Here is a 26,927-nt window from a genome sequence, read left to right as displayed (position 1 = left end):
CGTCTTCGTAGTAGGTGCGGAACCAGGTCGTCATGCCCACATCCTCACCCACCAGCAACCCGCACCCTTGACCAAAGAGATAGGGGCACCCCCCCGCGCACGCGCCTCAGGCGCACCACCCACACGCGTGCCAGCCGGGTTCTGCGATGAACCGATTCACCCCCCGAGGACGCCCAGCGCTGGCGGGACGCCGCCGCCACGTTCGTCCACGACGGGCCGCAGCGCACGCTCGTCACCGCCAAGGGAAGCTCCCACGACGTCCCGAAGGACCGCCCCGATCTCGCGCTCAAGGAGACCGAAAGCGCGGTCGCCGCACAGCGCTGACACACCCCCACCCTCAACACCCGCCCCAACCAGCGATCTTGGCCGCTCCGCACATCGTCACGCCACGGTCGGCGGTTCATCCGAGGGCGGTAACAGATCCGGATTCCGCGTGACCCCACTCCTCGGCCACGGTCACACTCGCCTGTATCGCTTGCACACAGGCCGGCCCTGGGGCCGGTCACGGGGGAAGAGGAATGCACCATGAACTCAGGGACGTTCAGATCCGGTTCAGTACGTCGGGCGCTGCGCAGCACCCTTCTGGGGGCGGGCATGGTCGCGGCCCTGCTGGCGGCCACCGCCTGCGAGCCCTCCGGGGGTGACGACGAGTCCGCCGCCCCGTCGAACTCCGCCTCGGCGGAGGGAAGTCCGTCGAAGGGCACCGAGCCCTCAGGTGACTCCGGGACCGGGTCCGGCAGCGGCGCGACGGACGAAGCGACCGGGGACAGTGGCGAAACCGGCGGCGGCAACGGCACCAGCCACCAGGACTGCAAGGCCACCGACCTCAAGACCGTGGTCGAGCTTCAGGACGCGTCCGGGGAGACCCCCGCCACTTCCTGCTGACGGTCACCAACGGCAGCACCTCACCGTGCGTCCTCAACGACGCACCGCTCGTGCGGCTCGGAGCCGGTGACAGCGCTCCGACCGTCGAACCGCTCGAAGAGCCGGACACCGAGCCCGTCGTCGTCGAGGCAGGCGGCAAGGCGTACGCCGGCCTGTACGTCTTCGGCAACGACGAGGGAGGCGAGGCGGAGTACGACCAGGCCACTCGGTTCACCGCCACCCTGGTCGCCGGTGAGGGCACCGAACTCAGCGGCACCCTCACCTTCGACCTGCCGGGCGGTCTCCGCTCCGTCTCCTACGACGACGCGGCCCGGGTGAACGGATGGGCCGGCACCGAGGGCCTGGCCATGCGCCCGATCAACCAGCTCTGACCGCTCCCCACGACGGCTCGGTGCACGTCGGGAGTGAAACCTCTGCGCCTCGTGCACCCGGGTCAGCAGCCCCATCAGCTGCTGACCCGCCGCCCCGCCGGGCAACGCGCTCTGCCCTCAGGGGGCCTGGTCCCGCCCTGTATGTCCCGGGTATACAGGAAAGGTTCACTCCGCCCAGCCCGGAAGGTCACCCGGATGCGCCCGCACGCCTCCAAGCCCGCCCACGACGACGCCGGAACGGATCGTCCGACGGCGCGCAAGCCTTCTCGTGCGCCGGAGAGTGCCGAGACCGCCGCCCCGCGCGGACTGCTCCCGCTTCCGCGCGCGATCGGGAACGCGGCCGTGGTCCAGATGCTGCGGCAGGCGGGCCACCCCGGGACCGAGGAGACACACCGCCACGGCGCGGGCTGCGGGCATGAGCAGGACGGACAGGCCTCGGTGCAGCGCTCCGCCGTCCACGACGTGCAGCGCTCCGCCGTCCACGACGTGCAGCGCTCCGCCGTCCACGACGTGCTGCGTTCCGCCGGACAGCCGATGGACAGCGGAACCCGTACGGACATGGAAGCTCGGTTCGGCGCCGACTTCACCGACGTCCGCATCCACAACGACGGCGCCGCCCGCACCTCCGCCGCCGAGATCGGCGCTCGCGCGTACACCTCGGGAAGCCACATCGTGCTGGGCGACGGCGGGGGCGACCGGCATACCCTGGCCCATGAGCTGACCCACGTCATCCAGCAGCGCCAGGGGCCGGTGAGCGGCAACGACAACGGGGGCGGCCTCCGGGTCTCCGACCCCTCCGACCGGTTCGAACGGGAAGCGGAGGCGCAGGCGACGCGCGTCCTGTCCGGCAGCGCCCCGGTCCGTGAAGCGGCGGAGGCCACGGCCCCCGCGCACGGCTCCGGCGAACCGTCCGTGCAGCGGATGCGCAGCGCCAACCCGCACGCCGCCGGCGGCGAGCACAACGGGTGGGAGCTGACCGCGCACCACGTCGTCGCCCACTCCCAACTGAGCGGTGCGCTGGACTCCATGGACCCCGGGAAACGGGCGGAGCTGCTGCGCAGAGCGGTTCCCGAGGTGATCACCGACACGATGCTGGAGAACCTGAAGGTCGAGATTCCGGCGCACCTGAACCGGGACGACTTCAGGACCAGGTTCCGCGCCGCACTGGTCAGGACGGGCGGGGGCGACACGGCCGAATTCCTGGGAAACAACCTCAACGAGATCCGCCATGCCTTCTACGAGTGGCAGGGCGGCAACCAGTTCCTCGGCCCCAACACCAGCATCCGCGCGGAACCGACCGGCAGCGGGGAGGACACGGACTACGACGGCCGGGACTTCTCTCCGCTCGGCGATGCCCGGTTCACGAATCTCACCGCTCTGGGAGACCAGCTGAAGGCCGCGAACGCGGCCCAGGACACGAAGAAGCAGGCTCGCCTTCTGCGCGACATCCTGAGCATCACCGTGAACGCCACCCCGCGCCCGTTCGACGCCGGGGCCTGGACCGAGGTGACATCGGTGGCAGAGGTGGACCGGCTGGCCGGCGCCCTGGGCCGGGACCACATGCGGGACTACACGTACTTCATGATGCGGATGGACCAGATCGCGAACGGGCGGTACACCGGGATCACCCAGAACGAGGAGAAGACGAAGTTCTTCTACTACGGCCAGCCGATCCACCCCATGGAGATCAAGGGCTCGTTCATCTACATCAAGCTGAACACCGCGCAGGAGACAGTCGTCACGAACGAGAAGGTGTCGCTCGCCGATCTCCTGCCCGGCGCCCAGTCCCTCAACGGGGCCATGGAATTCGATCTGCCCGCCGGCGGCCGCGTCAACAACGGGGCCCTCACCCTGCCCGGATACGCCGGATCGATCCCCGTCGAGGAAGTCTCGCCCACCCGGTACCGGGTGAGCCAGAACATCTACCGGAACCGGAAGCTCGATACCGACGCCGCCGGAATGAAACTGTCCGACTTCTGCGTGGAGGTCGGCGTCCCGACCTCCACCTTCCTGCCCCGCGTGCTGGTGGAGGCGCTGGCCCGGTAGCCGGTGCTCACTCCTCGCTCTGCGGCAGCATGAGCGCGGAGTCCGCGTGAACGGTGACGCGCACCGGCACGAACTCCCGTGCGTCCACTCTGGATTCGCCCGTACCTGGGTTCGGCGCGAAGCGCGGGTGCGCGCCCGCGCTGAGCTGCCAGCGGATGCGGTGGCCTGCGGCGAAGCGGTACGCGGTGACGCTCATCGGGACCGTGACGTGTGCCGGGTCCTCACCTGACGTACGCAACTGGGCGAGCCCGTCACAGACGTTGGTGGAGCGGCCCGCCGCGTCCACGTCGCACAGCCGGGTGAAGACGTCCCCGAACCCGGTGTCCGTGGACGCACTGATCCTCGCGGAGACCGCGCCCAGGACAGTGACGGGTTCGGTCAGGACCGGGCCGGTGAACGTGAGGACGTCGTCGCGGGACTCCAGGGTGGCGTTGTCCCGGGGGCCTGCCGTGGTGGAGAGCAGGGGGCCGCCGACCGAGGGGGTGGGGTCGGCCGGGTCGTGGCGGAAGGTGGCCAGGGGCGCGGTGTCCGTGGGCGGCTGCCGGGTGAGATGGCCGTCGGCGGTCGGGTACCACGAGGTGGTGGCGGGGGTGAGCGGCCACGCGTCGAGGTCCTGCCAGGCCGCGTCCGCACCGCCCGTGTGGACGCGTACGGGGGTGGGGCGCAGCTCCGAGGGGTCGTCGCACAGGTGGGCGCGGAACCATGCCAGGCTCTCGGCGAACACCTCGGGCCAGCCCTTCTGCAGGGCGGAGGTGTGGGTCCAGGGGCCGACGAGCAGGGCGGCATCGCCGCCTGCCGCGCGCAGCCGTGCGTACTGCTGGAAGGTCTGGTCGACGAGGGCGTCGTGCCAGCCGGTGACCAGGGCGGTGGGGATGCCCGGCCGCCCGGCCGCCTCTCCCGCGGACGCGCCCTGCCAGTACGGGTCGTCCGCGTCCGGGTGCGTCATCACGTCGTCCAGCCAGGGCACTTCCTGCCCGAGTCCGGCCGTGTACGCACCCCGGAGCGGGCGGGCGGTGACGATGTCGCTCAGGTGGCGCTTCAGGCGCAGCGCCGCCTTGATGAACGGCCGCATGCCGCGGTGCTGGTACGTCATGCCGGCGCCGACCGCGAGCGCGTTCTCCAGGTGGAGGGCGCCGTCGGTGTGGAAGAGGGCGTACGGGTCGTGCAGGCCGACCTGGACCACCATGGCCTTCAGTTCCGGCGGCGGGTCCAGGGCCAGCGCCCACTGGACGTAGCCGAGGTAGCTGGGTCCCACCGTGCCGAGTGTGCCGTTGAACCAGGGCTGTTCGCGCAGCCAGTTCACCGTGGCGAGGCCGTCGGCGGCCTCGTTGCGCCAGAGGTCGAAGGTGCCGCCCGAGCCGCCGGTGCCGCGGCAGCTCTGCAGGATCACGTGGAAGCCCTGTTCGGCGAAGAGGATGCCGTACTGGGGCGACCACGGCACGCCGCGCCCGTAGGGCGAGCGCACGAGGAGGGTGGGGAAGTCGCCCTCGTCACGGGGGAAGTAGTGGTCCGTGATCAGGGGGCTGCCGTCGGCGGCGGGAACGGTCAGCCCCGGCTCCCAGCAGGCCTTGTGCCGTGCGGCCGGAAGCCCGCGCCAGGTGGCCCGCATCATCCGGGCGGAGAGCGGGGGCTTCGCGGCCGACGGCGTCCAGGCGGGCCTCGGCAGGGCGTCGTGCGTGCGTGATGTCATCGTTCGCCTCCATCGCTCCATGCATTCTCGTACTGTGTACGAGAATAGTGGATGCTTGGATGAGTGACAGACAAGAGCCGCAGCAGTGAGGAAGGGAACAGCAGGATCGTGACCCGTGCCGAAGGGGCCGGCGCCACCGGCGTCGACCCCCGAGAACTCTGGCTGACCCCGGACCGGCCCCGCCGGGGGCGCAGGCCCGCCTTCAGCCGCGAGGCGATCACGGTGGCGGCCGTCGCCCTGGCCGACACCGAGGGAATCGACGCGGTCACCATGCGACGGGTCGCCGCGGAGGTGGGCGCCGGCGTCATGTCGCTCTACAGTTACGCCCCCGACAAGGAGACGCTGCTGGACCTGATGATCGACCACGTCAACGGTGAACTTCCGGCGTCCGGTCCGCTCACCGGCGACTGGCGGGCCGACCTCAAGGCCATCGGGCATCTCCAGCGCGACCACATGCTCCGCCACCCCTGGCTGGCCACCGCCGTGCCCGCCCGCCGCACCCTCGGCCCCCGCACCCTCGCCTTCCTGGAACACGCCCTGGCCGCCCTGCGGCCCAGCGGCCTGGACGGCGGCGCCCGGCTGGAGGTCTTCGCCCAGCTCACCGCGTTCGTGGCCGGGCACGTGGCCCACGAGGTGGCGCAGACCGAGGCCGCCCTGTCACCGGACCGGGCCGCGGCCGAGGCGCTCTACCTCGCCGCCGTCGCCACGGACGGCCACCACCCGGAACTCGCCGAGGCCCTCGCCTCGGCCGGGCGCCCGGTCACCCCCGACGCCACGTTCGCCCGCTTCCTGAACCGGCTGGTCGACGGCCTCGACGCGGGCTGACCGGAGCGGGCCGCGCACCGCGTGGCCGGCCCGTACGCACAACGACACCGGCCCCCGGGGACGAATCCCCGGGGGCCGGTGTCGTGTACAGCTGTGCAGGAGCTACCGATCCGTCAGGATCAGAAGTCCATGTCACCGCCCGGCATGCCGCCCGGAGCGCCGCCGGCAGCGGCCTTCTCCGGCTTGTCGGCGATGACGGCCTCGGTGGTGAGGAAGAGCGCGGCGATGGACGCGGCGTTCTGCAGGGCGGAGCGCGTGACCTTCGCCGGGTCGAGAATGCCCTCGGCGATCATGTCGACGTACTCGCCGGTCGCGGCGTTGAGGCCGTGACCGATCGGCAGGTTGCGCACCTTCTCGACGACGACGCCACCCTCGAGACCACCGTTGACGGCGATCTGCTTGAGCGGAGCCTCCAGCGCCAGCTTGACGGCGTTGGCGCCGGTCGCCTCGTCACCCGTGAGCTCGAGCTTCTCGAAGACGGCCGAGGCCTGGAGCAGAGCCACGCCACCACCGGCGACGATGCCCTCCTCGACGGCGGCCTTGGCGTTGCGCACCGCGTCCTCGATGCGGTGCTTGCGCTCCTTGAGCTCGACCTCGGTCGCGGCACCGGCCTTGATGACGGCCACGCCGCCGGCCAGCTTCGCGAGGCGCTCCTGGAGCTTCTCGCGGTCGTAGTCCGAGTCGGAGTTCTCGATCTCGGCACGGATCTGGTTGACGCGACCCTGAACCTGGTCGCTGTCACCGGCGCCGTCGACGATCGTCGTCTCGTCCTTGGTGATGACGACCTTGCGGGCGCGGCCGAGCAGGTCGAGACCGGCGTTCTCCAGCTTGAGGCCGACCTCCTCGGAGATGACGGTGCCACCGGTGAGGATGGCGATGTCGCCGAGCATGGCCTTGCGGCGGTCACCGAAGCCCGGGGCCTTGACGGCGACGGACTTGAAGGTGCCACGGATCTTGTTGACGACCAGGGTCGACAGGGCCTCGCCCTCGACGTCCTCGGCGATGATCAGCAGCGGCTTGCCGGACTGCATGACCTTCTCGAGCAGCGGAAGGAGGTCCTTCACGTTGCTGATCTTCGAGTTCACGATCAGGATGTACGGGTCGTCCAGGGACGACTCCATGCGCTCCATGTCCGTGGCGAAGTACGCCGAGATGTAGCCCTTGTCGAAGCGCATACCCTCGGTGAGCTCGAGCTCCAGACCGAAGGTCTGGGACTCCTCGACGGTGATGACGCCTTCCTTGCCGACCTTGTCCATGGCCTCGGCGATGAGCTCGCCGATCTGGGTGTCAGCGGCGGAGATGGAGGCGGTCGAAGCGATCTGCTCCTTGGTCTCCACGTCCTTGGCCTGCTCCAGGAGGGCGGCGGAGACGGCCTCGACGGCCTTCTCGATGCCCCGCTTGAGCGCCATCGGGTTGGCACCTGCGGCCACGTTGCGAAGGCCCTCGCGGACGAGCGCCTGAGCGAGAACGGTGGCGGTGGTCGTACCGTCGCCGGCGACGTCGTCCGTCTTCTTGGCGACCTCCTTGACCAGCTCCGCACCGATCTTCTCGTACGGGTCCTCCAGCTCGATCTCCTTGGCGATGGAAACACCATCGTTGGTGATCGTGGGGGCGCCCCACTTCTTCTCAAGGACGACGTTGCGGCCCTTGGGGCCGAGGGTGACCTTGACGGCGTCGGCGAGCTGGTTCATGCCGCGCTCAAGACCGCGCCGGGCCTCCTCGTCGAAGGCGATGATCTTGGCCATATGAAGTGGTCCTCCCGGACAGGGGTGGATTTCTCCGGACCGAGAGGCGCCCGCGACGGACGGCCTGCCTGTCTGCCGGTTCCTTGCCCCGGCAGACCTGCGGGCCTCACCGGCCCGGTCCAAGTTTCTGTCACTCTCACCCAGAGAGTGCTAAGCCAATAATTAGCACTCGACCCCCGAGAGTGCAAGCGTCCCCCTCCGGAGTGTGGACAGCCGCAAAGGGGCCCGCGGGAGCGTCCCGGGACGGCGCGGAAGCGCCCGGGGGTGCCGCGAAAGCGTCCCGGGACGCACGGAGGGCCCGTACCCCAGGGGTACGGGCCCTCCGTGCGTGAGTAGTGTCGTTGGCCGACTGCGTGGTGACAGGCCGGGCTCAGCCGACGGCGAGCTTGACCATGTCCGCCTGCGGCCCCTTCTGGCCCTGCGAGATTTCGAATTCAACTCGCTGACCCTCTTCGAGGGTGCGGTACCCGTCCATCTGGATCGCGCTGTAGTGGACGAAAACATCCGCACCACCGTCGACCGCGATGAAGCCGTACCCCTTCTCCGCGTTGAACCACTTGACGGTGCCCTGAGCCATGCCTAACTCCCCTATTACTGGCCCTTGCACGGGACCGCACTTCGCGGGCCCGGGTCAGAACTCACCCTCCGACAGGAGAGGGTGTGTGCGCCGGAACGCGTCGACCGCGGCCGAATGTATCTGCCCAACTGCCCTCTGCAACAGGTCAATCGGACGAGAAATCTGAGCAGCACCGATCGCCCGAATGTGTGGGATTCATGAGATTCCAGGGCAAGTCAGGCCAGGCAAAGGCGACTTATGGCGCAAGGGGCTCACGTACTTTGGCTGCATCTTGTCGCGGCCAGGCGCATTCTCATATGCGGGCGGCACGGGCAGCGGAGGGGGCTTCCCTCACTGTACCGCGCTCAACCATGCAGAATTGCCCCCTCCGCTTCTCTCGCAGAGGGGGCAATTCCGGTAACGCGGTGAAGTCGGGCCGGCGAGGCCCGGGGGCTCAGCAGCCGCCGGCGACGGCCGGGATGATCGAGATACCGGCACCGTCCGGGGTGACCGCGTCCAGGCCGCCCTCGAAGCGCACGTCGTCGTCGTTGACGTACACGTTCACGAAGCGGCGCAGCTTGCCCTGGTCGTCCAGGACGCGGGCGGCGATGCCCGGGTGGTCCTTCTCCAGGGACTCGATGACCTGGGAAAGGGTCGCGCCCTCGGCCGGGACCTCGGCCTGGCCGCCCGTGTAGGTGCGGAGGATGGTGGGGATACGGACCTTGACGCTCATGGTGGGTGCCCTTCCTGAGTCTCGAGTGGTCGGAAGCCGGTGCCCGGCAGGGGCCGGGGCGCCGGGTTCTCAGCTGGTGGCGAGTCCGGCGGCGCGGAAGGCTTCCAGACTCGGGCGGATCGTGGCGCTCGCCTGCGAGGTGGCGGCCACCGCGTCCAGCGTCTTGAGGCCGTCACCGGTGTTCAGGATGACAGTGGTGAGCGCCGGGTCCAGCAGACCGGCCTCGATCAGCTTCTGCGTCACGCCGACCGTCACCCCGCCGGCCGTCTCGGCGAAGATGCCCTCGGTGCGGGCCAGCAGCTTGATCGCGTCGACGACCTGCTCGTCGTTGACGTCCTCGACCGCGCCACCGGTGCGGCGGGCGATATCCAGGACGTACGGGCCGTCGGCCGGGTTGCCGATCGCCAGGGACTTGGCGATCGTGTTCGGCTTCTGCGGCCGCACCACGTCGTGACCGGCCTTGAAGGCCGCGGAGACCGGGGAGCAGCCCTCGGCCTGGGCGCCGAAGATCTTGTACGGCTTGTCCTCGACCAGGCCGAGCTTGATCAGCTCCTGGAGGCCCTTGTCGATCTTCGTGAGCTGCGAGCCGGACGCGATCGGGATGACGATCTGGTCGGGCAGCTGCCAGCCGAGCTGCTCGCAGATCTCGTAGGCGAGGGTCTTGGAGCCCTCGCCGTAGTACGGGCGCAGGTTGACGTTGACGAAGCCCCAGCCCTCGCCGAGCGGGTCGCCGATGAGCTCGGAGCAGAAGCGGTTGACGTCGTCGTAGTTGCCCTCGATGCCGACCAGCTCACCGCCGTACACCGCGGCCATGACGACCTTGCCCTGCTCCAGGTCGTGCGGGATGAACACGCACGAGCGCAGACCGGCGCGGGCGGCGGCGGCGCCCACGGCGCCGGCGAGGTTGCCGGTGGAGGAGCAGGAGAGGGTGGTGAACCCGAAGGCGCGGGCGGCCTCGACGGCGATCGCGACGACGCGGTCCTTGAAGGAGTGCGTCGGGTTGCCGGAGTCGTCCTTGACGTACAGACCGCCGGTGACGCCCAGCTCGCGGGCGAGGTTGTCGGCCTTGACCAGCTTGGTGAAGCCGGGGTTGATGTTGGGCTTGTCCGCGACGTCGGAGGGGACCGGCAGCAGCGGCGCGTAACGCCAGATGTTGTTCGGTCCGGCCTCGATGCGCTTCTTCAGCTCGTCCGGGGAGCCGCTCGGCAGGTCGTACGCCACTTCGAGCGGCCCGAAACAGGACGCGCAGGCGAAAAGGGGGCCGAGTGCGAATCGCTCTCCGCATTCGCGGCAGGAAAGCGCCGCGGCGGGACCGAGGTCCACGGAAGATTCGGTGTTTGCTGCAACAGTCTCAACAGCCATGATGGCGAGGTCCTTTCCTCATCTTCCTCGCGACGCATTTCGTCACGAGACGGAATTGGCACCTTCCCCACCTGACCTCGCGGTCGGCGGGAGGGTTGCCGGGACTTCAACGGGCCGTTCCCTCAGTCCCTCTGGATGAGCGCTGTGGCACTGGACCATGGATCCAGGCGTTTATCGGCGGACGGACCCCGGCATGCGACGGCCATCTGCGTTGTTCAAGACTGTAACCGAAGCACCGGACTGTTGAGATAGTCGTCCGAACCGCGAGATGGATCACATACAGGGAGTATCGACCGTGCTGGAAGAGGTCGAACGCTGGCTGACCAGGCGTTCCTGGTCAGCCGCCGACCGTCCGCTGGACCGTCTGCTGGAGGCCGGAAACGGCGCAAACGCACCGAGCGTGAGTGTGGTGCTGCCCGCGCTGAACGAGGCGGGGACGGTCGGGGACATCGTCACGACGATCCGGCGCGAGCTCATGGAGAAGGTCCAGCTGGTCGACGAGCTCGTGGTGATCGATTCCGGCTCGACGGACGCCACCACCGAGGTCGCCCGCAGGGCGGGTGCCCGGGTCGTCCACCGGGACGCGATCCTGCCCCGCATACCGGCCGTCCCCGGCAAGGGCGAGGTGCTGTGGCGGTCACTCCTGGTGACCGGCGGGGACATCGTCTGCTTCATCGACGCGGACCTGAAGGACTTCTCCGCGGACTTCGTCTCCGGCATCGTCGGCCCGCTGCTGACCGACCCCTCGGTGCAGTTCGTCAAGGCGATGTACGACCGCCCGTTCGGCGACACCACGGGCCAGGGCGGCCGGGTCACCGAAATGGTGGCACGCCCGCTGCTCAATCTGCACTGGCCGCAGCTGGCCGGTTTCGTCCAGCCGCTCGGCGGCGAGTACGCCGTGCGCCGCTCGCTGCTGGAGCGGCTGCCGTTCCCGGTCGGTTACGGAGTGGAGCTGGGCCTGCTCGTCGACGCCCTGCACACGGTCGGCCTGGACGCACTCGCCCAGGTCGACGTGGGCGTCAGGAAGCACCGCCACCAGGACGGCCAGGCGCTCGGCCGGATGGCCGCAGCCATCTACCGCACCGCCCAACTCCGCCTCTCACGAGGGCATCTGGTCCGCCCGTCGCTGACCCAGTTCGAGCGCGGCGAGCACGGTTTCGTCCCGCACACCTATCCGGTGGACACCGAGGAGCGGCCGCCGATGCGCGAGATCGAGGAGTACGTTTCACGCCGTGCGGCGTGACGTGGCCTGACTTCGTACGTTTGGGCGGTTCGTGATCGGGCTAGATTCCGCCCATGGTCTCCGAGCACGCCCCCCAGCCCGCTGCCCAGGTACTCGTCGCGTCCAATCGCGGCCCGGTCTCGTACGCGCTGCGCGAGGACGGCACCCTCGACTCCCGGCGCGGCGGCGGCGGACTCGTCTCCGGCCTGAGCGCCGTGGACGACAAGATGTGGGTCTGCGCCGCCCTCGGGGACGGCGACCGGGAGGCGGTGCGGCGCGGGGTCGGCGAACCGGGTGTCCGGATGCTCGACATCGACGCGGACGTGCACGCCGACGCGTACAACGGCATCGCCAACTCGGTGCTCTGGTTCGTGCACCACCTGCTCTACCAGACCCCCGTCGAACCCGTCTTCGACGCGGAGTTCCGCCGGCAGTGGGCCTCCTTCGAGACGTACAACCGGGCCTTCGCCGAGGCGCTCGCCGAGGAGGCGGGCCAGGGCGCGGCGGTCCTCGTGCAGGACTACCACCTGGCGCTGGTGCCCGGCATGCTCCGCGAGCTCCGCCCCGACCTGCGGATCGGCCACTTCTCGCACACCCCGTGGGCGCCCGTCGACTACTTCCGGCTGCTGCCCGACGACATCGCCGAACAGCTGCTGCACGGCATCCTCGGCGCCGACCGGGCGGCCTTCCTGACCCGCCGCTGGGCGGACGCGTTCATCGGCTGCTGCACGGAGATCCTCGGCGGCACCGGCCACACCCGGATCGGGGTGCACGGCCTCGGCGCCGACGCGGAGTTCCTGCGCCGCCGCGCACACGAGGCGGACGTGGACGAGCGGATGGCGGCGCTGAGGGAGCAGGTGGGCCCCGGCCGGAAGACGATCGTGCGGGTGGACCGTACGGAGCTGTCCAAGAACATCGTCCGCGGGATGCTCGCCTACCGCGCCCTGCTCGACGAGCGGCCCGAGTGGCGCGGACGCGTCGTCCACATCGCGTTCGCCTACCCGTCGCGGCAGGACCTCAGGGTCTACCGGGAGTACACCGACGAGGTGCAGCGCGTCGCCGACGCGGTCAACGAGGCATACGGGACGGCGGACTGGACCCCGGTCGTCCTCCACGTCAAGGACGACTTCGCCCGCTCGCTGGCCGCGTACCGGCTGGCGGACGTCGCACTCGTCAACCCGATCCGGGACGGGATGAACCTGGTCGCCAAGGAGGTCCCGGTCGTCTCCGACCACGGCTGCGCGCTGGTGCTGTCACGGGAGGCGGGGGCGTACGAGGAGCTGGGCGCCGACTCGATCACGGTGAATCCGTACGACGTGTCCGCCACCGCCGACGCGCTGCACGAGGCGCTGACGATGGCGGACGACGAGCGGACGGCCCGCACGAAGCGGCTGGCCGCGGCGGCCACCGCGCTGCCGCCGCAGCAGTGGTTCCTCGAACAGCTCGAGGCGCTGCGGCAGGGGTAGGGCGGGCGCGGTCACTGCCCCGGGCCCTGCGTCCCGGCCTCCTCCGCCGCCGTGGCCTCCGCCTCCGTGTCCGCGGCCTCTGCCGCATCGACCGAGAAGGCCGGGTGGTCCCACATCTCCGGCGGTGACGGATTGCCCGGCAGCGGGCCGATCTCCGTGCTGTGGCCGTCAGGCCCCGCGCAGAGGGTGAACGGCCCGGTGCGCGGATCCATCAGCGCGGCCAGGTGGGGATCGGCGTGGTGCAGCCACCAATGGGACATGCCGAGGGCCGGGTCGAGCCTCAGATGCTCGAAGGCCCGCCACAGAGTGGCTATCCGGGCGATCGCCTCGGGATGCGACCACCAATCCGCACACCAGGCCAGGTGGACACCGTCCACGCGTCGCCGCACCACCTGGGAGAGGAACTCGTCGTAGAAGGCATCCACCGACCGGAAGACCAGTTCGGTGCCGGCGTCGGCCTCCATCGGGGGCGGCGTTGCCATGACCGGGGCAGCGGTGTCCCCGTCACTTCCCCCGTCGGCGGGGACGCTCTCCTCTTCCTGCTGCTGCTGTCGCGACATCTGGCTCTCCCTTCGAAGCACACGGATCGTCTGTCCTGTCTGTAGCGCGGTGTCCGTCGGTCAGGCCAGCGGCAGCCCGTAGCGTCGTCGCACATCAAGTGCCTCGGCGGCGCGCCCGCAGTCCTCCAGGAGCTGGGCCCAGCGAGTTGCGGCCGACGTCAGGTCGTCACTCCGCAAAGGCTTGCGCGCGGACAGCCGGGCGTAGTTCTCGGTGGCCTCACGGGCGAACGGAAGCGCTCGCAGCAGGGCGCGCATCCCTCCGGCCGCCGAGGCGTGGTTGGCCAGTTGCACCAGGTTCTCGGCAAGTCGCACCCGGCTGAAGTCGGAGTTCACGGCCACCGGGCGCAGCAGAGCCACGGCCCCCTCCCTGAGCGGAACCGGATCGCCTCCCTCGCCACTGGTCTCCCTCAGCCAGGCCACGAGCGTGAGCCCGGCGGCGTAGTCCGCCGCTTCCTGCCCGGGGGCCTCGCGCCAGCGCCGCTCGTACAGTTCCAGTGCCTGATCCCCGGCCGCCAGTGCCGCCTCGGGCTCGTCGTGGTCCGACAGGGCCAGGGCCTGTTCATGGAGTGCCTCGGCGAGGCGCATCTCGTTCGGGGCGGGGTGCAGGCGGACCAGCTCGCGCCGGACCCTGATCTCCTCCTCGTGGGCGGCGAGCGCCTCCTCCCGGTGGCCGGCGGCCTTGTGGAACACAGCCGCCTTGGACAGGTCCTTGGCCAGATGGGTGCCGCGGGCCACCGGGTTGTCCCGGTACAGCAGCCGCGCGAGGCGGAGTGCCTCGTCGATCGTCTCCAGTGCCTCGTCCACGCGCCCGAGTTCGTTCAGTACCCAGGCCCGGTTGCTGAGCAGCAGCCGCATCCAGTCGGCGTGCTCCAGAGGTGCCCTTTCGGTCAGCGTCGCATAGAGGTCCTGCGCCTCGGCCAGCGTCTCCAGGGACTGTTCGTGCGGCTGCTCGGTGGCCAGGTTCACCAGGGAGTCCGCCAGACCGACGTTGTAGGTGTCCGGGTTGTCCGCGGCCATCCGCCTGCGCAGGTCGACCGCCTCCTGGGAGGCGGCGCGCGTCCTCACCGAGCTGGCCCCCTCACGCCAGTAGTGCCAGGAGAGATTGTGCAGCGTGCGGGCCAGCGTGTTCGCGTAGGCATCCGGATTCTCCGTGGCCAGCCGGCGTTCGATGGCCAGCGCCTGCTCCGCGATGATCCTGCCCTCCTCAGGGTGCCCCGAACTTGCCTGGCAGGCGGCGAGATTGCGCAACGACGCGGCATGGGCGGCCGCTCGGGACGGGTCACGCTCGGCGAGCTCCCGTCGGATGGCCACCGACTCCTCGGCCGCGGCCACCGCCTCCGGCCAGCGCGCCGCGTCCTCGTAGCTCGTCGCCAGCGAGTTCAGGGCCTTGGCCAGCAGCTCCGGGATCTCCGCATCGGGCACGCTGCGAGCCAGCCTGCGGCACAGGTCCACGGCCTCTTCGGCGAGCGCGAGCGACGTCTGCCGGGCACCCGCGCTCCACTGATCCGCCGAATGCTGGATCAGCGCACCGGCGAGCACCCGCTCCTGGGCGGGGGTCCCACGGGCTGCCCGCGCGCGCTGGATCGCCACCGACTCCTCCCCCGCCGCCACGGCCGTACGCCAGTCACTCGTCCGCGCCTTGCGCTTCGCCCATTCCGCCAGGGCCCAGGCGAGGCCGTCGTGGTCGACGGTCCCGTGCACCGGCTCGCGGTACCGCTCGACCAGGCGTTGTGTGAGCCGCACGGCAAACCGGGTGAGGGCGTCGGACGCCTCCGGCAGCGCGGCCGCAGCGGCGCGCAGCACCTCCGCGGTGAAGTCCTGGTGCTCCAGCAGCGTGTCGAGCCGTTCCAGGACGAGGTCGCGCCCACGGGTCCGGCCGGCGTTGGCATGGGCCACCACGGACCGGGTCAGCACCGTCAGAGCCTGCACCTGCTGGGAGGGTGTGGCACCCGTCATCAGCGCGGGCAGCAGCCCCGGCACCTCCGCCACCATGAGCGATGCCTGGAACTCGGCGACCCGGTCGGGCTGCAGCGTCCCCCAGAAGGTGTCCCCGGCACTGGGATACAGCCGGCCGATACCCACGGCCAGCTCCCATTCCCGGCCCCGCCCGAGGGCCGGCACCCGGGCAACGACCGCCATCGCCTCGTCCTCGTCGGCGGCTCCGCACAGAGTCGCCGCGGCGACGACCCGGCGCATGAGGGGCATCGGCAGCGGCCGCTCCCCTCCGAGGGCGAGCGTGCGCGCCCAGTAGCGCTCCTCATGACGGAGCAGGGTCATCTCCACCGCTTCGCCGGGGACGACCGCGAGCGGGGATGGGCCTTCCTGGAGCAGCGCGACCAGGGCTTCCATCTGAACGTTGAGCGCGGTGGCGTAGCGCCGCCCGGACATCTCTGCGGGCACGGCAGTCCCGGCGGCCAGGGCGGTCCAGTCGTAGTCCTCGTGTCCGTCGGTCCGCTCCAGGTGCTCCGCGAGTCCGTACAGAGCCGCCGCGAAGGCCTCCCGGCGGTCGTCCGACGTCACGTCCAGCGGCCCGAGTTCGGTGGTCAGGGCAGCGGCGAGGATCTCGTGGGTGGCCACTCCCGTGTTGTACGGGTCGAGCTGCCAGCCGCCGGACGAGCGGGCGACGAGCAGCACCCTGACGGTCTGCCCGGCAGCGGCCGACGCGCGGGCCCGGTCGATCAGCCGTCGTATCCAGCGCGGCCGGGACTCGGCGTAGTCGACCACCAGCAGCAGACCGCGGGCGCAGTCGCCGAGGGCCTGCAACGCGGTGCCCGGCGCCTCGCCGGGCAGGTCCTCGTCGGAGAGCTCACTGCGGAACAGGCCGGCGATCCACCCGGGCTCCTTCTGGACGGCCCCGACCAGCCGGCGCACCAGCCGGCTCTTGCCCTGGCCGCCGGGCCCGGTGAGCACGCGGACCGCGAGACTTCCAGCGGGCCCGCCCCGGCGCGGGCGGGCGGCGGACGGGCCGAGGCACCAGTCCCGCAGGTTCTCCCATTCGCTCAGACGGCCCCGGAACGGGGTGGCCTCCACGTCGGCGCGCAGCAGCATCGCCGGGGAGCGCAGATCACGTTCGGGGGTGGTCACGTCGAGCAGCGGGACCAGTTCGGCTGGCTCGGCGTAGGGTTCGTGCCGCCCGTTCGCCGCAGCGGCGCGAAGGGCGGTGCGAAAGCCCTCGTCGCCGAGGATCTCGCTGCTGCGGGTGGCGGTGAGTCGGCTGCCGGCCGCCGCACGCCGGTCCTTGCGGACCACGCCCAGGAGCAGGTCCCCGCTGAACACGGGCGCACCGGACATGCCGGCCCAGCCTTGGTTCTCCGGGTCCGCCGCGGGCATCGGGTCGTTGCTCAGCAGCTCCCAGCGGCGCGCGGACGCACCGGTGCCGGGACTGATGCGGCCGGAGAACTGCTCCTCGCCGCGGGTCCGGCCGGTGCCGCCACCGGGCGTCCGCTGACTGCGCGGATAGCCGTACGAGAGAACCGGGTGGGCGGGAGCGCGGGTGACGAGGTCACCCCACCGCTGCGGTTCGGGGTCCGCGGCCCGGACCCCCGCAGGACCGCTCACCGCGAGCAGTGCGGCGTCCACGGTGTCGTCGTACCGGAGCCAGAGCACCCGCGCGGCCCAGGGGCCCGGCTCACCGTCGGCCGGAAAGGAGACCTCGGGGGTGCGGAGCCGGCCGTCGGAGGTGCGCAGGACGTGCGCGGCGGTGAGGACGAGGCCGGGACCGATCAGGCAGCCGGTCCCGAATGAGCCGGGGCCCTTGGCATCGCTTCCACGTACCTGCACCACACGCTCGAACTTCACCGCCACCCCCGGGTGGTCCGGGGCACCGTGCCCGGGTCACCGCACCCTCAGTCGTCGCTGTCGCCGATCTCCACGTCCTCGCCGGATCCGGACCGGGGGTGCAGGGTGAGCTGGATGCGGTGGGTGGCGCTCTCCGCCCGCTCCCGCTTGCCGTCCACACCGACCACACCGAAACGCAGGGAACCGCCGCCGGAGCCCGTACGGGTCAGTTGCATCGCGAACTCGACGGTGACCTCGCCGACCCTGAAGCGGACGTCCGAGTGGTCTGCCTCGCGCTGGGCGGCGGCCAGTTGCGCGCGCAGCAGCCGGACAGCATCCGTCAGGTCGAGCCCGTCGCGCGCGGCTGCGCCTTCGTTTTCGCCCACCGAACCCCCTGACCTCGGCCGAGTCGCCACAGAGTGCCACAGGCGAAGGGGAATGCGAAGGAGATCCAGTCCAATCAGCCTGAATTCGCTCCCAGTTGACTCGCCAGCGACTGAAGAAGTTCCACGACGGCTCCCGGCCCCGGCAGCGACAGGTCCGCGCGCTCCGCCAGTTCGGGCACTTCCGTGCCGCTGCAGACCAGCAGGCCGGGGGTGCCGTCGGGGCCCTCGGTGCGCAGCTTCTCCACAGCCGCGTACGCCGCGAGGTCGCCCAGGTCGTCGCCCGCGTAGAGCACGGACTCGGCGCCGGTCTCGCGCACGTACTCGGTGAGCGCCACACCCTTGTCCATGCCTGCCGGCCGCAACTCCAGTACCAGTCGGCCCGGTTCGACGATCAGGCCGTGGCGCGCGGCGAGCTCGCCCAGGGGGCCGCGCAGGGCCTCGAAGGCGGCCTGCGGGTCGGCGGCGCGGCGGGTGTGGACGGCGAGCGCCTGCCCCTTCTCCTCTATCCAGGTGCCGCGCCAGGAGTCGAACCTGTCGAGTACGCCGGGGAGTTCGGCCCGCACGGCGGCGACGCCGGGGTGCGGGGCGGGGGCACGGACGGTGCCGGAGACGGCGTCCCAGCGTTCGGCGCCGTAGTGGCCGAGGACGACGAGATGATCCAGTCCCGCGACTCCGGCGAAGCCGCCGTAGCGGACTGCGACACCGGCCGGGCGACCGGTGATCACGGCGATCGACGCGACCTCGGGGGCGAGTGCGGCCAGTGCCTCGACGGCGCCGGGGTGGGCACGGGCCTGTTCGGGGTCAGGGACGATGTCGGCGAGCGTTCCGTCGAAATCGAGTGCGATGACGGCGCGGTCGGGCCGGGCGAGGAGCGCGGCGAGACCCTCCTGGCCGGCGGGGGTGGTCGGGACCGGCAGGGGCGGGGTGTGCGGATTGCTGCCCATGTCTTGAGCCTATAGGCGGTGGCGACCGCGCGGGGGGCCTGCCGCGGGAGCCACCGGGTTCCCCCCGGACCCAACCGGATCGCCCGGCTGTTCCGGGGTCACCGTCGCCCCCGCCGTGCCTCCCGCACGCGCCGCAGGCGGTTCACCGTCACGGGGTCCGCCTCCAGCGCCCGCCTGTCGTCCAGCAGGGCGTTCAGCAGCTGGTAGTAGCGGGTCGGGGAGATGCCGAGCCGTTCCCTGATCGCCCGCTCCTTCGCGCCCGGCCCCGCCCACGACTGCCGCTCGACCGCCAGCACCGCACGGTCCCGGTCGGACAGAGGAGCGGACAAAGGTGCGGGCAGAGGATCGGGGCCATCGGGGCCTTCGGGGCCGTTCGGGGGGAGGGCGGTCATATCAGCCAATATATGGCGCGGGCGGCGGCGCGGCGCTACTCCGCGGCCTCCGCGGCCGTCGACTCCTGCGCGATGCGTTCGAGCACGCTCTCCGCGTTCGCGCCCGGCTCGACCGCCTCGCCGATGTTCTCCTTGATCGACTCACTGGCCCGGGCCCAGGACGTCTTGCCGAAGGGGTAGAACTCCGCGTCCGGCAGCGCGGCCAGGAACTTGTGGAGCGGCTTGAATTTGGCGTCGTCCTCCATCGCCGCGGACGCGCTGTCGGTGACCGGCAGCAGGTCGTACGTATCGGCGAACTCGATCACGTTCTTGTCGCTGAACATGAAGTCGAAGAACTTGCCCATCTCGACCCGGTGGCCGCCCTGCTTGAACCCCATGATCCAGTCGGCGACGCCCATCGACCCGGTGATGGGCCCGTCGGGGCCGGGCAGTTGCACCATGCCGACGTCCACGCCCTGCTTCTGGGCCTTCTCCATCAGGGTCGGGTGGCCGTTGAGCATGCCGACGTCGCCCTTGCTGAACGCCGCGAAGGCCTTGGCCCGGTCGAGCTTGCCGGGGGCGACGGGGCCGACGAGCCCCTTGTCGACGAGGTTCGACTGCAGCCAGTCGAAGGTCTTGACGTTCTCCGTCGAGTCGATGTCGTACGAGCCGACGTCGTCCGTGTAGCCACCGCCGCCGCTGAGCAGCCACATCATGGTCTCGGCCTGGGACTCCTCCTGGCCCAGCGGCAGCGCGAACGGGTACGTCACCCCGCGCTGCTTGAGCACCGCCGCGTCGGCGGCTATGTCGTCCCAGGTCTGCGGGGCCTTGAGGCCCGCCTGGCGGAAGAGGTCCTTGTTGTAGAAGAGCAGCCGGGTACTGGCCACGAACGGCAGCCCGTACTGGATGCGGCTGTACCGGCCGGCCTGCGCGAGCTTCGGCAGGAAGTTGGCCTGGGTGGGGATGCTGAGCATCTGGTCGGCGGAGTAGAGCTTGCCGGCCTTGGCGTAGTCCGCGTATGCGCCGATCTGCGCGATGTCGGGGGCGTCGCCGGCCTTGACCATCTCGGCGACCTTGCGGTCGACGTCCGTCCACGGATAGACGGTCACGTCGACCTTGATGCCGGGGTGGGACGCCTCGAAGCTCCGGGCCACCCCGTTCCAGTACGTGTCGGACTTGTTGGACTCGCCGGTGCCGTAGTCGGCCGCTACCAGTTTCAGCGTGACATCGTCCGAGCCGCCGCTACCGCCGCAGCCCGACAGCGTGGCCGTCATCCCCAGTGCGGCGACAGCCGCCGTCAGTCCCAAATAGCGCCGCTGCACAGCCCAGTCCGTCCTCGTAGATTGCGCCACCCGCGGATCCCACGTCGGCATGGGTCCCTCCGGATGAGCTGCGATTTTGCACCACCCCGGGCAGGAGGTCTACACCACCGGGGCACCGCTTCCGCAGCACAGCAGCATTGCACGGGCCGCGGAGCGACTGCTAAGGAGGTCTCGGCCGGGCACGTCCCGGCCCCGTCCTTATTGGTCCAGACCGCCACCTTCACCGCGTCCGTCCTGCCGGACGCCTCCGCACACATACGGTGCCACCGAGCCGCCCCAGCCACCGCCCAGCCGCAAGGAGCCGTCCAGCATGTCCCGTACCGCATCAGAAATCGCCACCCAGCCCAGCTGCTGGCGTCGCGCCGCAGAGGCGGGTGCGGCCTTCGACGGGCTGCCGCGTCCGGGCGAGCGGGTCGCCGTGACCGGGTGCGGCACCTCCTGGTTCATGGCCATCGCCTACGCGGCACTGCGGGAGGCGGCGGGGCAGGGCGAGACGGACGCGTATGCCTCCTCGGAGTTCCCGGCCGGGCGGGCGTACGACCGGGTCGTGGCGATCACCCGCTCCGGCACGACGAGCGAGGTGCTGGCACTGCTGGGCGAGCTGCGCGGCAAGGTGGCCACGGTCGCGCTGACCGCCGACCCGAAGACGCCGGTCATGGACGCCGCCGACACGGTGGCCGTACTGGACTGGGCGGACGAGGAGTCCGTCGTCCAGACCCGCTTCGCCACCACCGCGCTCGCCTTCCTGCGGGCGGGCCTGGAGGCGGCGGGCCCGCTCCCGGCCGGCGTGAAGACGGTCGCCGAGGCCGCTGTCGACGCGGAACTGGCGGTGACCGAGCCGCTGGACGAGGCGGTGGTCACGGCCGAGCAGTGGACGTTCCTGGGGCGCGGCTGGACCTACGGTCTCGCACAGGAGGCCGGGCTGAAGATGCGCGAGGCGGCGGGTGCCTGGACCGAGTCGTACCCCGCGATGGAGTACCGGCACGGTCCGATCGCGATCACCGGCCCGAACCGGGTGGCGTGGGTATTCGGCGCGCTGCCCGAAGGGCTCGCCGGCGAGGTCGCGGCGGTCGGCGGGACCCTCGTCGCCCACCGGTCCGCCGACCCGATGGCCGACCTGATCCGGGCGCAGCGGCTCGCCGTGGTCCTCGCGGAGTCGAAGGGCTACGACCCGGACCATCCGCGCAACCTGTCACGCAGCGTGATCCTGCCGGCGTAGCCGGTGCCGGGCGCGACGAGCTGCCGGAGCGTTGCGCCCCATGTCGGCGGGTTGCCGCCGGGTTGTGACCCCGATTTTGTATGGATGCGCAACAAACAGCGATAGTGGACTAGACCTTTTCGGTTCGCCGGGCGAAACTGTTTCCCGTGAAACACGTCATCGCCCTCGATGTGGGCGGCACCGGAATGAAGGCCGCACTGGTCGGGGCCGACGGCACCCTGCTGTACGAGGCACGGCGCGCGACCGGCAGAGAGCGCGGCCCCGACGCCGTCGTGGAGTCGATCCTCGTCTTCGCGGCGGATCTGCGCGCGTACGGCGAGGAGCACTTCGGCGAGAGCGCCCTCGCGGCCGGCGTCGCCGTGCCCGGCATCGTCGACGCCGAGAACGGGGTCGCCGTCTACGCGGCGAACCTGGGCTGGCGCGACGTACCCATGCGCCGACTGCTCGGCGAACGGCTCGGTGGCGTACCCGTGGCCCTCGGCCACGACGTCAGGACCGGCGGGCTCGCCGAGGGCCGGATCGGGGCGGGCCAGGGCGCGGACCGGTTCATGTTCATCCCGCTGGGCACCGGGATCGCCGGGGCCATCGGCATCGCGGGTGCCATCGAGGCGGGCGCCCACGGCTACGCGGGCGAGATCGGCCACATCGTGATCCGGCCGGACGGCCCGGACTGCCCCTGCGGCCAGCGCGGCTGCCTGGAGACGCTGGCCTCCGCGTCCGCCGTCAGCCGGGCCTGGGCCGCCGCCTCCGGCGACCCGAAGGCCGATGCCGCCGACTGCGCCAAGGCCGTCGAATCCGGCGACCCCCGGGCCGTCGAGGTATGGCGCGACGCCGTCGACGCCCTCGCCGCCGGACTCGTCACCGCGCTCACCCTGCTCGACCCCCGCACGCTCATCATCGGTGGCGGTCTCGCCGAGGCCGGGGAAACCTTGTTCACACCACTCCGTGCGGCCGTCGAGGAACGTGTCACGTTCCAGAAGCTGCCCCACATCGTTCCGGCGGCCCTCGGGGACACCGCCGGATGCCTGGGCGCAGGGCTGCTCGCCTGGGATCTTCTCTCCACGGAGGTATCCGCCTGATGGCCGGACGCGCAGACAGCACCGTTCTCGCAGGTGCCCGGGTGGTACTTCCCACCGGCACCGTCGAGAACGGCCGGGTGATCGTCGAGGGCACCCGCATCGCCGGCAGTTCGGCGGAGGGCGCCCCGGCCGTCGACCTGTCCGGCCACTGGATCGTTCCGGGCTTCGTGGACATGCACAACCACGGCGGCGGCGGCGCCTCCTTCACCTCCGGCACCGTGGACGAGGTCCTCACCGGCGTCCGCACCCACCGCGAGCACGGCACCACCACCCTGGTCGCCTCCACCGTCACCGGCGAGATGGACTTCCTCGCCGAACGGGCCGGCATCCTCTCCGAGCTCGTCGAACAGGGCGACCTGGCCGGAATCCACTTCGAGGGCCCCTTCATCTCCCCGTGCCGCAAGGGCGCCCACAGCGAGGGGCTGCTGCGCCACCCGGACCCGGCCGAGGTCCGCAAGCTGATGGACGCGGCACGCGGCACCGCGAAGATGTTCACGCTCGCCACCGAACTGCCCGGCGGCATCGACTCCGTACGGCTGCTCGCCGAGCACGGCGTCATCGCCGCGATCGGCCACACCGACGCGACGTACGAGCAGACCGTCGAGGCGATCGACGCCGGTGCCACCGTCGCCACGCACCTCTACAACGCGATGCCGGGCCTCGGCCACCGCGCGCCCGGCCCCATCGCCGCCCTCCTGGAGGACGAGCGGATCACCGTCGAGCTCATCAACGACGGTACGCATCTGCACCCGGCCGCCCTGGAGCTCGCCTACCACCACGCCGGAGCCCACCGCGTCGCGCTGATCACCGACGCGATGGACGCGGCCGGTTTCGGCGACGGCCAGTACCAGCTCGGCCCGCTCGCCGTCGAGGTCAAGGACGGCGTCGCGCGGCTCGTCGAGGGCGGCTCCATCGCGGGCTCCACCCTCACCCTGGACACCGCTTTCCACCGGGCCGTCACCATCGACCGGATCCCGGTCGGGGACGTGGTGCAGTCCATCTCCGCCAACCCGGCCCGGCTCCTCGGGGTCTACGACCGGGTCGGCTCGCTGGAGCCCGGAAAGGACGCCGACCTCGTCGTCCTGGACGCGGACTTCCGGCTCAAGGGCGTCATGCGCAAGGGTGAGTGGATCATTCAGCCGCAGGCCGGCTGATATCCCTCCGCCCGGCGGGACCCGGTGTCACCCGGTCCGCCGGGTGCCGCCCGGTCCGCCGGGTAACGAAGAGACGGCGGTTGGTCCCGACGTCTGGGCCACCCGCCGTCTCTTTGGCATGATCGCCTGGGAAACCAGCAGGGAAAGCGCGTTCTGGCAAGGGATCCGCGCTCCACAAAGATCGAGGGGGCGGCCGAAGTGATCCTCACGGTCACGTTGAACACGGCACTCGACCTGACGTACGGCGTGCCGGCACTCATACCGCACTCCAGCCACCGCGTCACCGACCTCTCCGAGCGCCCCGGCGGCAAGGGACTCAACGTCGCCCGGGTCCTCGCCGCCCTCGGCCACGACAGCGTCGTCACCGGCTTCGCCGGAGGCGCCACCGGAGCCGTGCTGCGCGGGCTGCTCGCCGCCCTCCCCTCCGGCCCCTCGACCGTCACGGACGCACTGGTGTCCGTGGCCGGCGACACCCGCCGCACCCTGGCCGTCGTCGACCGCGCCACCGGGGACACCACCCAGTTCAACGAACCCGGCCCCCACGTCACCGCCGACGAGTGGACCGCATTCCTCGCCTCGTACGGCGAACTGCTCCGCGCCGCCGACGCCGTCGCCCTGTGCGGCAGCCTGCCGCCCGGCATCCACGTCGGCGCCTACGCCGAACTGGTCCGCCTCGCCCGCACCGCCGGCGTCCCCGTCCTCCTGGACACCAGCGGCGAACCGCTGCGCCGCGGCATCGCCGCCCGCCCCGACCTGATCAAGCCGAACGCCGACGAGCTCGCCCAGCTCACCGGCGACCGCGAACCCCTGCGCGGCGCCCGCGACGCCCGCCGCCGGGGCGCGCACGGGGTGATCGCCTCGCTGGGACCCGACGGCATGCTGGCAGTCACCCCCGACGGCAACTGGCAGGCGTCCCCGCCCGCACCCGTGAAGGGCAATCCGACCGGGGCCGGCGACTCCGCGGTGGCCGGGCTCCTGTCCGGGCTCGTGGAGGGCCTGGACTGGCCGGACCGGCTGCGACGGGCGGTGGCACTGTCGACGGCGACCGTGCTCTCCCCCACGGCCGGTGACTTCGACCGCGCGGCGTACGAGGAGCTGCTGCCGCGCGTCGGTATCGAGGAACACGCACCGGCGGCCTGAGCGCCGCGTCCGCACCGGGCCCCGTGACGGGCCCGAGGAAACAACAGAGGTCAGCATGCCGCTCGTCAGCACCGGTGAACTCGTCTCGGCCGCCCAGGCCCGGGGACGCGGGATCGCCGCCTTCAACGTCATCACTCTGGAGCACGCCGAGGCGATCGCCGCCGGAGCGGAGCAGGCCGGCGCCCCCGCCATCCTCCAGATCTCCGAGAACGCCGTGAAGTTCCACGGCGGCAGGCTCGCCCCGATCGCGGCCGCGGCCGCGGCCGTCGCCCGCACCTCCGGCGTCCCGCTCGCCCTCCACCTCGACCACGTCGAGTCCGTGGATCTGCTGCACCAGGCGCACGACGAGGGCTTCGGCTCGGTGATGTTCGACGCCTCCAAGCTGAGTTACGAGGAGAACGTGCGGGCCACCGCCGAAGCGGTCGCCTGGGGCCACGAGCGCGGCATCTGGATCGAGGCCGAACTCGGCAAGGTCGGCGGCAAGGAGGGCGAGGCACCGCTCGACGCCCACGCACCCGGTGTCCGCACCGACCCGGCCGAGGCGGCCGCGTACGTCCGCGCCACCGGCGTCGACGCCCTGGCCGTGGCCGTCGGCTCCTCGCACGCCATGACCGAGCGCACCGCCGCCCTGGACCACGAGCTGATCGGCCGGCTGCGCGACGCCGTCCCCGTCCCGCTGGTGCTGCACGGCTCCAGCGGCGTCCCCGACGACGAGATCCGCCAGGCCGTCGCGGCCTCCGGCATGGTCAAGATCAACGTGGGTACGGCGCTGAACACCGCGTTCACCGGCGCCGTACGCGCCCACCTGGCCGAGAACACCACGGGCGTGGACCCGCGCAAGTACATCGCCCCGGGTCGCGCCGCGATGGCCGGGACGGTGGCCGGCTTCCTGGCCCTGATGGGCTGAGAAACGCACCGGCCCCCTCGCCGCGGGGCGAGGGGGCCGAAACGCGTGCGGGCGGGACGGATCAGCGCTTCTGGTGACCGGCCTTCAGCGACAGCTGGTCCAGGTTGGCGTCACACTGGTCGCCCTCGTTGCAGGAGATCATCAGGGTGTTCGGGCCCTTGGTGAGGTTGACGTAGGCGTACGTCGTCGTCCACCCCTTCTCCAGATCGCCCTCGGGGGCGTTGGCGAAGTTCGTCATGTTGATGGACCGCGGGGCCTCGGCGTTGACCGTGAGAGACGTCTTGGCGTCCTTGCCCGGCACGCCGTACGTCACGAACAGCGTGTACTCGCCGGCCTCCGGCGCCTCGACGGACCAGGTCGCGGACCTGCCGACCGCGTTGAGGTTGATGTACTGCCCGTTGCTGCTCTTGGCGCCCTTGACGGTGTTGTCGAGCCCCGCGTCGCCGCCGAGCTTCAGCGACGCCGCGTCCTGCTTCGGGAGCTCGACGGGGGCCTCGGAACTCTCGGACTGCTCCGGCGTCGGCGACTGCTCGACCTCGCCGGCCGGGCCGGAGGAGGACGTGGCCTCCTCCTTCTTCTTGTCCTTGTTGTCGTCCGTCATCAGGGCGACCCCGATACCGATGAGCACGACCGCGACCACCGCGAGCGCCCCGATCAACAGGCCCTTGGTGTTCGGACCGCCCCTGCCGGAGCCACCGCCACTGCCACTGCCGCGGCCGCCCTGGTGCGGCACCTGTCCGTTGGCGCCACCACCGGGGTACGTCTCCGGGGCCGCGTACTGCGCGTTCGGCTGGCCGTACTGCGCGTTCGGCTGGCCGTAGGGCGCCTGGGGCTGCCCGTACGCCTGCTGCGGCGGCACCTGCCCGTACTGGCGCTCACCGACGGTCCGCACCTGGTTGTACGAGGTCCGGGGCACGCCCGGCTGCGCGGCGGGGCCCGGGTAGCCGTAGCCGCCCTGCCCCGGCGGCTGCGCGCCGGCTGCCTGCCCGTCCTCGTAGAGGTAGCCGAACGGATCGTCGTCCTCGGGTGTGCTCGCGCCGTTGTTCCCGGCCATCCCTGGGTCACTCCTCACCATGTCGCCAGCCGTCGCCGAATTTCGCCAGCCGTCGCCGACCGGCCGAGCCTACCCCGAACGGACCACGTCAAGAATTGCCGGAGGTGCGTCAG

The 26,927-nt window shown here is 71.2% G+C and carries 23 protein-coding genes and 1 riboswitch; of the genes, 11 read left to right on the top strand and 12 right to left on the bottom strand.

Annotation, left to right across the window (positions count from 1 at the left end):
* The first annotated feature begins 525 nt into the window (after positions 1 to 525).
* The 3 genes from ACIOEW_RS35990 to ACIOEW_RS35980 all read left to right on the top strand — a co-directional run bounded on the left by ACIOEW_RS35990 (position 526) and on the right by ACIOEW_RS35980 (position 3,302).
* Entirely contained in the window at positions 526 to 885 is a 360-nt protein-coding gene (locus ACIOEW_RS35990; protein ID WP_401969243.1) for a hypothetical protein, read from the top strand.
* Positions 810 to 1,256 (top strand): DUF4232 domain-containing protein, encoded by a 447-nt coding sequence (locus ACIOEW_RS35985; RefSeq protein WP_401969258.1) that lies wholly within the window; start codon positions 810 to 812, stop codon positions 1,254 to 1,256. The genes ACIOEW_RS35990 and ACIOEW_RS35985 overlap by 76 nt, the downstream gene beginning before the upstream one ends.
* A 195-nt stretch (positions 1,257 to 1,451) precedes the next feature.
* A complete protein-coding gene (locus ACIOEW_RS35980) occupies positions 1,452 to 3,302 on the top strand; it encodes a DUF4157 domain-containing protein (protein ID WP_401969240.1) in 1,851 nt (616 codons plus the stop codon).
* A 7-nt stretch (positions 3,303 to 3,309) separates the two neighbouring features.
* On the opposite strand, the gene ACIOEW_RS35975 is transcribed toward ACIOEW_RS35980, so the two are convergent.
* The gene (locus ACIOEW_RS35975) at positions 3,310 to 4,992 is read right to left on the bottom strand and encodes a CocE/NonD family hydrolase (protein WP_401969238.1); all 1,683 of its coding nucleotides are present in this window, start codon (positions 4,990 to 4,992) and stop codon (positions 3,310 to 3,312) included.
* A gap of 108 nt (positions 4,993 to 5,100) precedes the next feature.
* On the opposite strand from ACIOEW_RS35975, the gene ACIOEW_RS35970 reads away from it, so the two are divergent.
* Complete coding sequence (locus ACIOEW_RS35970) at positions 5,101 to 5,817, top strand: TetR/AcrR family transcriptional regulator (RefSeq protein WP_362556054.1); 717 nt, start codon at positions 5,101 to 5,103, stop codon at positions 5,815 to 5,817.
* A 119-nt stretch (positions 5,818 to 5,936) separates the two neighbouring features.
* Here the strand turns inward: ACIOEW_RS35970 and groL are convergent, their stop codons facing one another.
* The 4 genes from groL to thrC all read right to left on the bottom strand — a co-directional run bounded on the left by groL (position 5,937) and on the right by thrC (position 10,213).
* On the bottom strand, positions 5,937 to 7,562 hold the full coding sequence (gene groL / locus ACIOEW_RS35965) for a chaperonin GroEL (RefSeq protein ID WP_219573636.1): 1,626 nt from the start codon (positions 7,560 to 7,562) through the stop codon (positions 5,937 to 5,939).
* A 370-nt stretch (positions 7,563 to 7,932) separates the two neighbouring features.
* A complete protein-coding gene (locus tag ACIOEW_RS35960) occupies positions 7,933 to 8,139 on the bottom strand; it encodes a cold-shock protein (protein WP_003967346.1) in 207 nt (68 codons plus the stop codon).
* A gap of 433 nt (positions 8,140 to 8,572) precedes the next feature.
* Positions 8,573 to 8,851 (bottom strand): MoaD/ThiS family protein, encoded by a 279-nt coding sequence (locus ACIOEW_RS35955; RefSeq protein WP_148019364.1) that lies wholly within the window; start codon positions 8,849 to 8,851, stop codon positions 8,573 to 8,575.
* A gap of 69 nt (positions 8,852 to 8,920) precedes the next feature.
* Positions 8,921 to 10,213: a threonine synthase gene (gene thrC / locus ACIOEW_RS35950; RefSeq protein WP_362555979.1), complete on the bottom strand. Its 1,293-nt coding sequence runs from the start codon at positions 10,211 to 10,213 to the stop codon at positions 8,921 to 8,923.
* A 15-nt stretch (positions 10,214 to 10,228) separates the two neighbouring features.
* Positions 10,229 to 10,355: riboswitch (SAM riboswitch) on the bottom strand.
* A gap of 153 nt (positions 10,356 to 10,508) precedes the next feature.
* Between thrC and ACIOEW_RS35945 the strand changes: the two genes are divergently transcribed.
* Both ACIOEW_RS35945 and ACIOEW_RS35940 read left to right on the top strand, forming a co-directional pair.
* Positions 10,509 to 11,456, top strand: a complete 948-nt coding sequence (locus ACIOEW_RS35945; RefSeq protein WP_401969255.1) for a glucosyl-3-phosphoglycerate synthase — start codon at positions 10,509 to 10,511, stop codon at positions 11,454 to 11,456.
* Positions 11,457 to 11,509: 53 nt separating this feature from the next.
* On the top strand, positions 11,510 to 12,901 hold the full coding sequence (locus ACIOEW_RS35940; protein ID WP_401969235.1) for a trehalose-6-phosphate synthase: 1,392 nt from the start codon (positions 11,510 to 11,512) through the stop codon (positions 12,899 to 12,901).
* Positions 12,902 to 12,912: 11 nt separating this feature from the next.
* On the opposite strand, the gene ACIOEW_RS35935 is transcribed toward ACIOEW_RS35940, so the two are convergent.
* From ACIOEW_RS35935 to ACIOEW_RS35910, 6 genes are all read right to left on the bottom strand, one after another.
* A complete protein-coding gene (locus tag ACIOEW_RS35935) occupies positions 12,913 to 13,461 on the bottom strand; it encodes a DUF4913 domain-containing protein (protein WP_401969233.1) in 549 nt (182 codons plus the stop codon).
* 60 nt (positions 13,462 to 13,521) lie between these two features.
* Positions 13,522 to 17,259: a trypsin-like peptidase domain-containing protein gene (locus tag ACIOEW_RS35930; RefSeq protein ID WP_401969231.1), complete on the bottom strand. Its 3,738-nt coding sequence runs from the start codon at positions 17,257 to 17,259 to the stop codon at positions 13,522 to 13,524.
* A gap of 47 nt (positions 17,260 to 17,306) precedes the next feature.
* Positions 17,307 to 17,624: a trypco2 family protein gene (locus ACIOEW_RS35925; protein WP_401969228.1), complete on the bottom strand. Its 318-nt coding sequence runs from the start codon at positions 17,622 to 17,624 to the stop codon at positions 17,307 to 17,309.
* A 74-nt stretch (positions 17,625 to 17,698) separates the two neighbouring features.
* On the bottom strand, positions 17,699 to 18,568 hold the full coding sequence (otsB, locus tag ACIOEW_RS35920) for a trehalose-phosphatase (RefSeq protein WP_401969226.1): 870 nt from the start codon (positions 18,566 to 18,568) through the stop codon (positions 17,699 to 17,701).
* A gap of 98 nt (positions 18,569 to 18,666) precedes the next feature.
* Positions 18,667 to 18,960, bottom strand: coding sequence for a DUF3263 domain-containing protein (locus tag ACIOEW_RS35915; protein ID WP_401969224.1), 294 nt, complete (start codon positions 18,958 to 18,960; stop codon positions 18,667 to 18,669).
* A gap of 35 nt (positions 18,961 to 18,995) precedes the next feature.
* Positions 18,996 to 20,213: an extracellular solute-binding protein gene (locus tag ACIOEW_RS35910; protein WP_401969253.1), complete on the bottom strand. Its 1,218-nt coding sequence runs from the start codon at positions 20,211 to 20,213 to the stop codon at positions 18,996 to 18,998.
* Between the two features lie 358 nt (positions 20,214 to 20,571).
* On the opposite strand from ACIOEW_RS35910, the gene ACIOEW_RS35905 reads away from it, so the two are divergent.
* The 5 genes from ACIOEW_RS35905 (at position 20,572) to ACIOEW_RS35885 (ending at position 25,760) form a co-directional block, all read left to right on the top strand.
* Entirely contained in the window at positions 20,572 to 21,480 is a 909-nt protein-coding gene (locus ACIOEW_RS35905; protein ID WP_362555987.1) for a sugar isomerase, read from the top strand.
* A gap of 146 nt (positions 21,481 to 21,626) precedes the next feature.
* Positions 21,627 to 22,559, top strand: a complete 933-nt coding sequence (locus tag ACIOEW_RS35900) for an ROK family protein (RefSeq protein ID WP_362555989.1) — start codon at positions 21,627 to 21,629, stop codon at positions 22,557 to 22,559.
* Complete coding sequence (gene nagA / locus ACIOEW_RS35895; protein WP_401969221.1) at positions 22,559 to 23,713, top strand: N-acetylglucosamine-6-phosphate deacetylase; 1,155 nt, start codon at positions 22,559 to 22,561, stop codon at positions 23,711 to 23,713. Before ACIOEW_RS35900 ends, nagA begins: the two co-directional genes overlap by 1 nt.
* Before the next feature lie 198 nt (positions 23,714 to 23,911).
* Entirely contained in the window at positions 23,912 to 24,853 is a 942-nt protein-coding gene (locus ACIOEW_RS35890; RefSeq protein ID WP_401969218.1) for a 1-phosphofructokinase family hexose kinase, read from the top strand.
* A 55-nt stretch (positions 24,854 to 24,908) separates the two neighbouring features.
* Positions 24,909 to 25,760 carry a ketose-bisphosphate aldolase gene (locus tag ACIOEW_RS35885; RefSeq protein ID WP_401969216.1) on the top strand — a complete coding sequence of 284 codons (852 nt, stop codon included), beginning with the start codon at positions 24,909 to 24,911 and terminating at the stop codon, positions 25,758 to 25,760.
* A 61-nt stretch (positions 25,761 to 25,821) separates the two neighbouring features.
* Here the strand turns inward: ACIOEW_RS35885 and ACIOEW_RS35880 are convergent, their stop codons facing one another.
* Entirely contained in the window at positions 25,822 to 26,814 is a 993-nt protein-coding gene (locus tag ACIOEW_RS35880) for a carbohydrate-binding protein (protein ID WP_401969214.1), read from the bottom strand.
* Positions 26,815 to 26,927 lie beyond the last annotated feature (113 nt).

The organism is Streptomyces sp. NPDC087901, assembly GCF_044742205.1.
In the GTDB taxonomy this organism is placed as follows: Bacteria; Actinomycetota; Actinomycetes; order Streptomycetales; family Streptomycetaceae; genus Streptomyces.
This window is presented reverse-complemented; position numbering and strand designations above follow the sequence as displayed.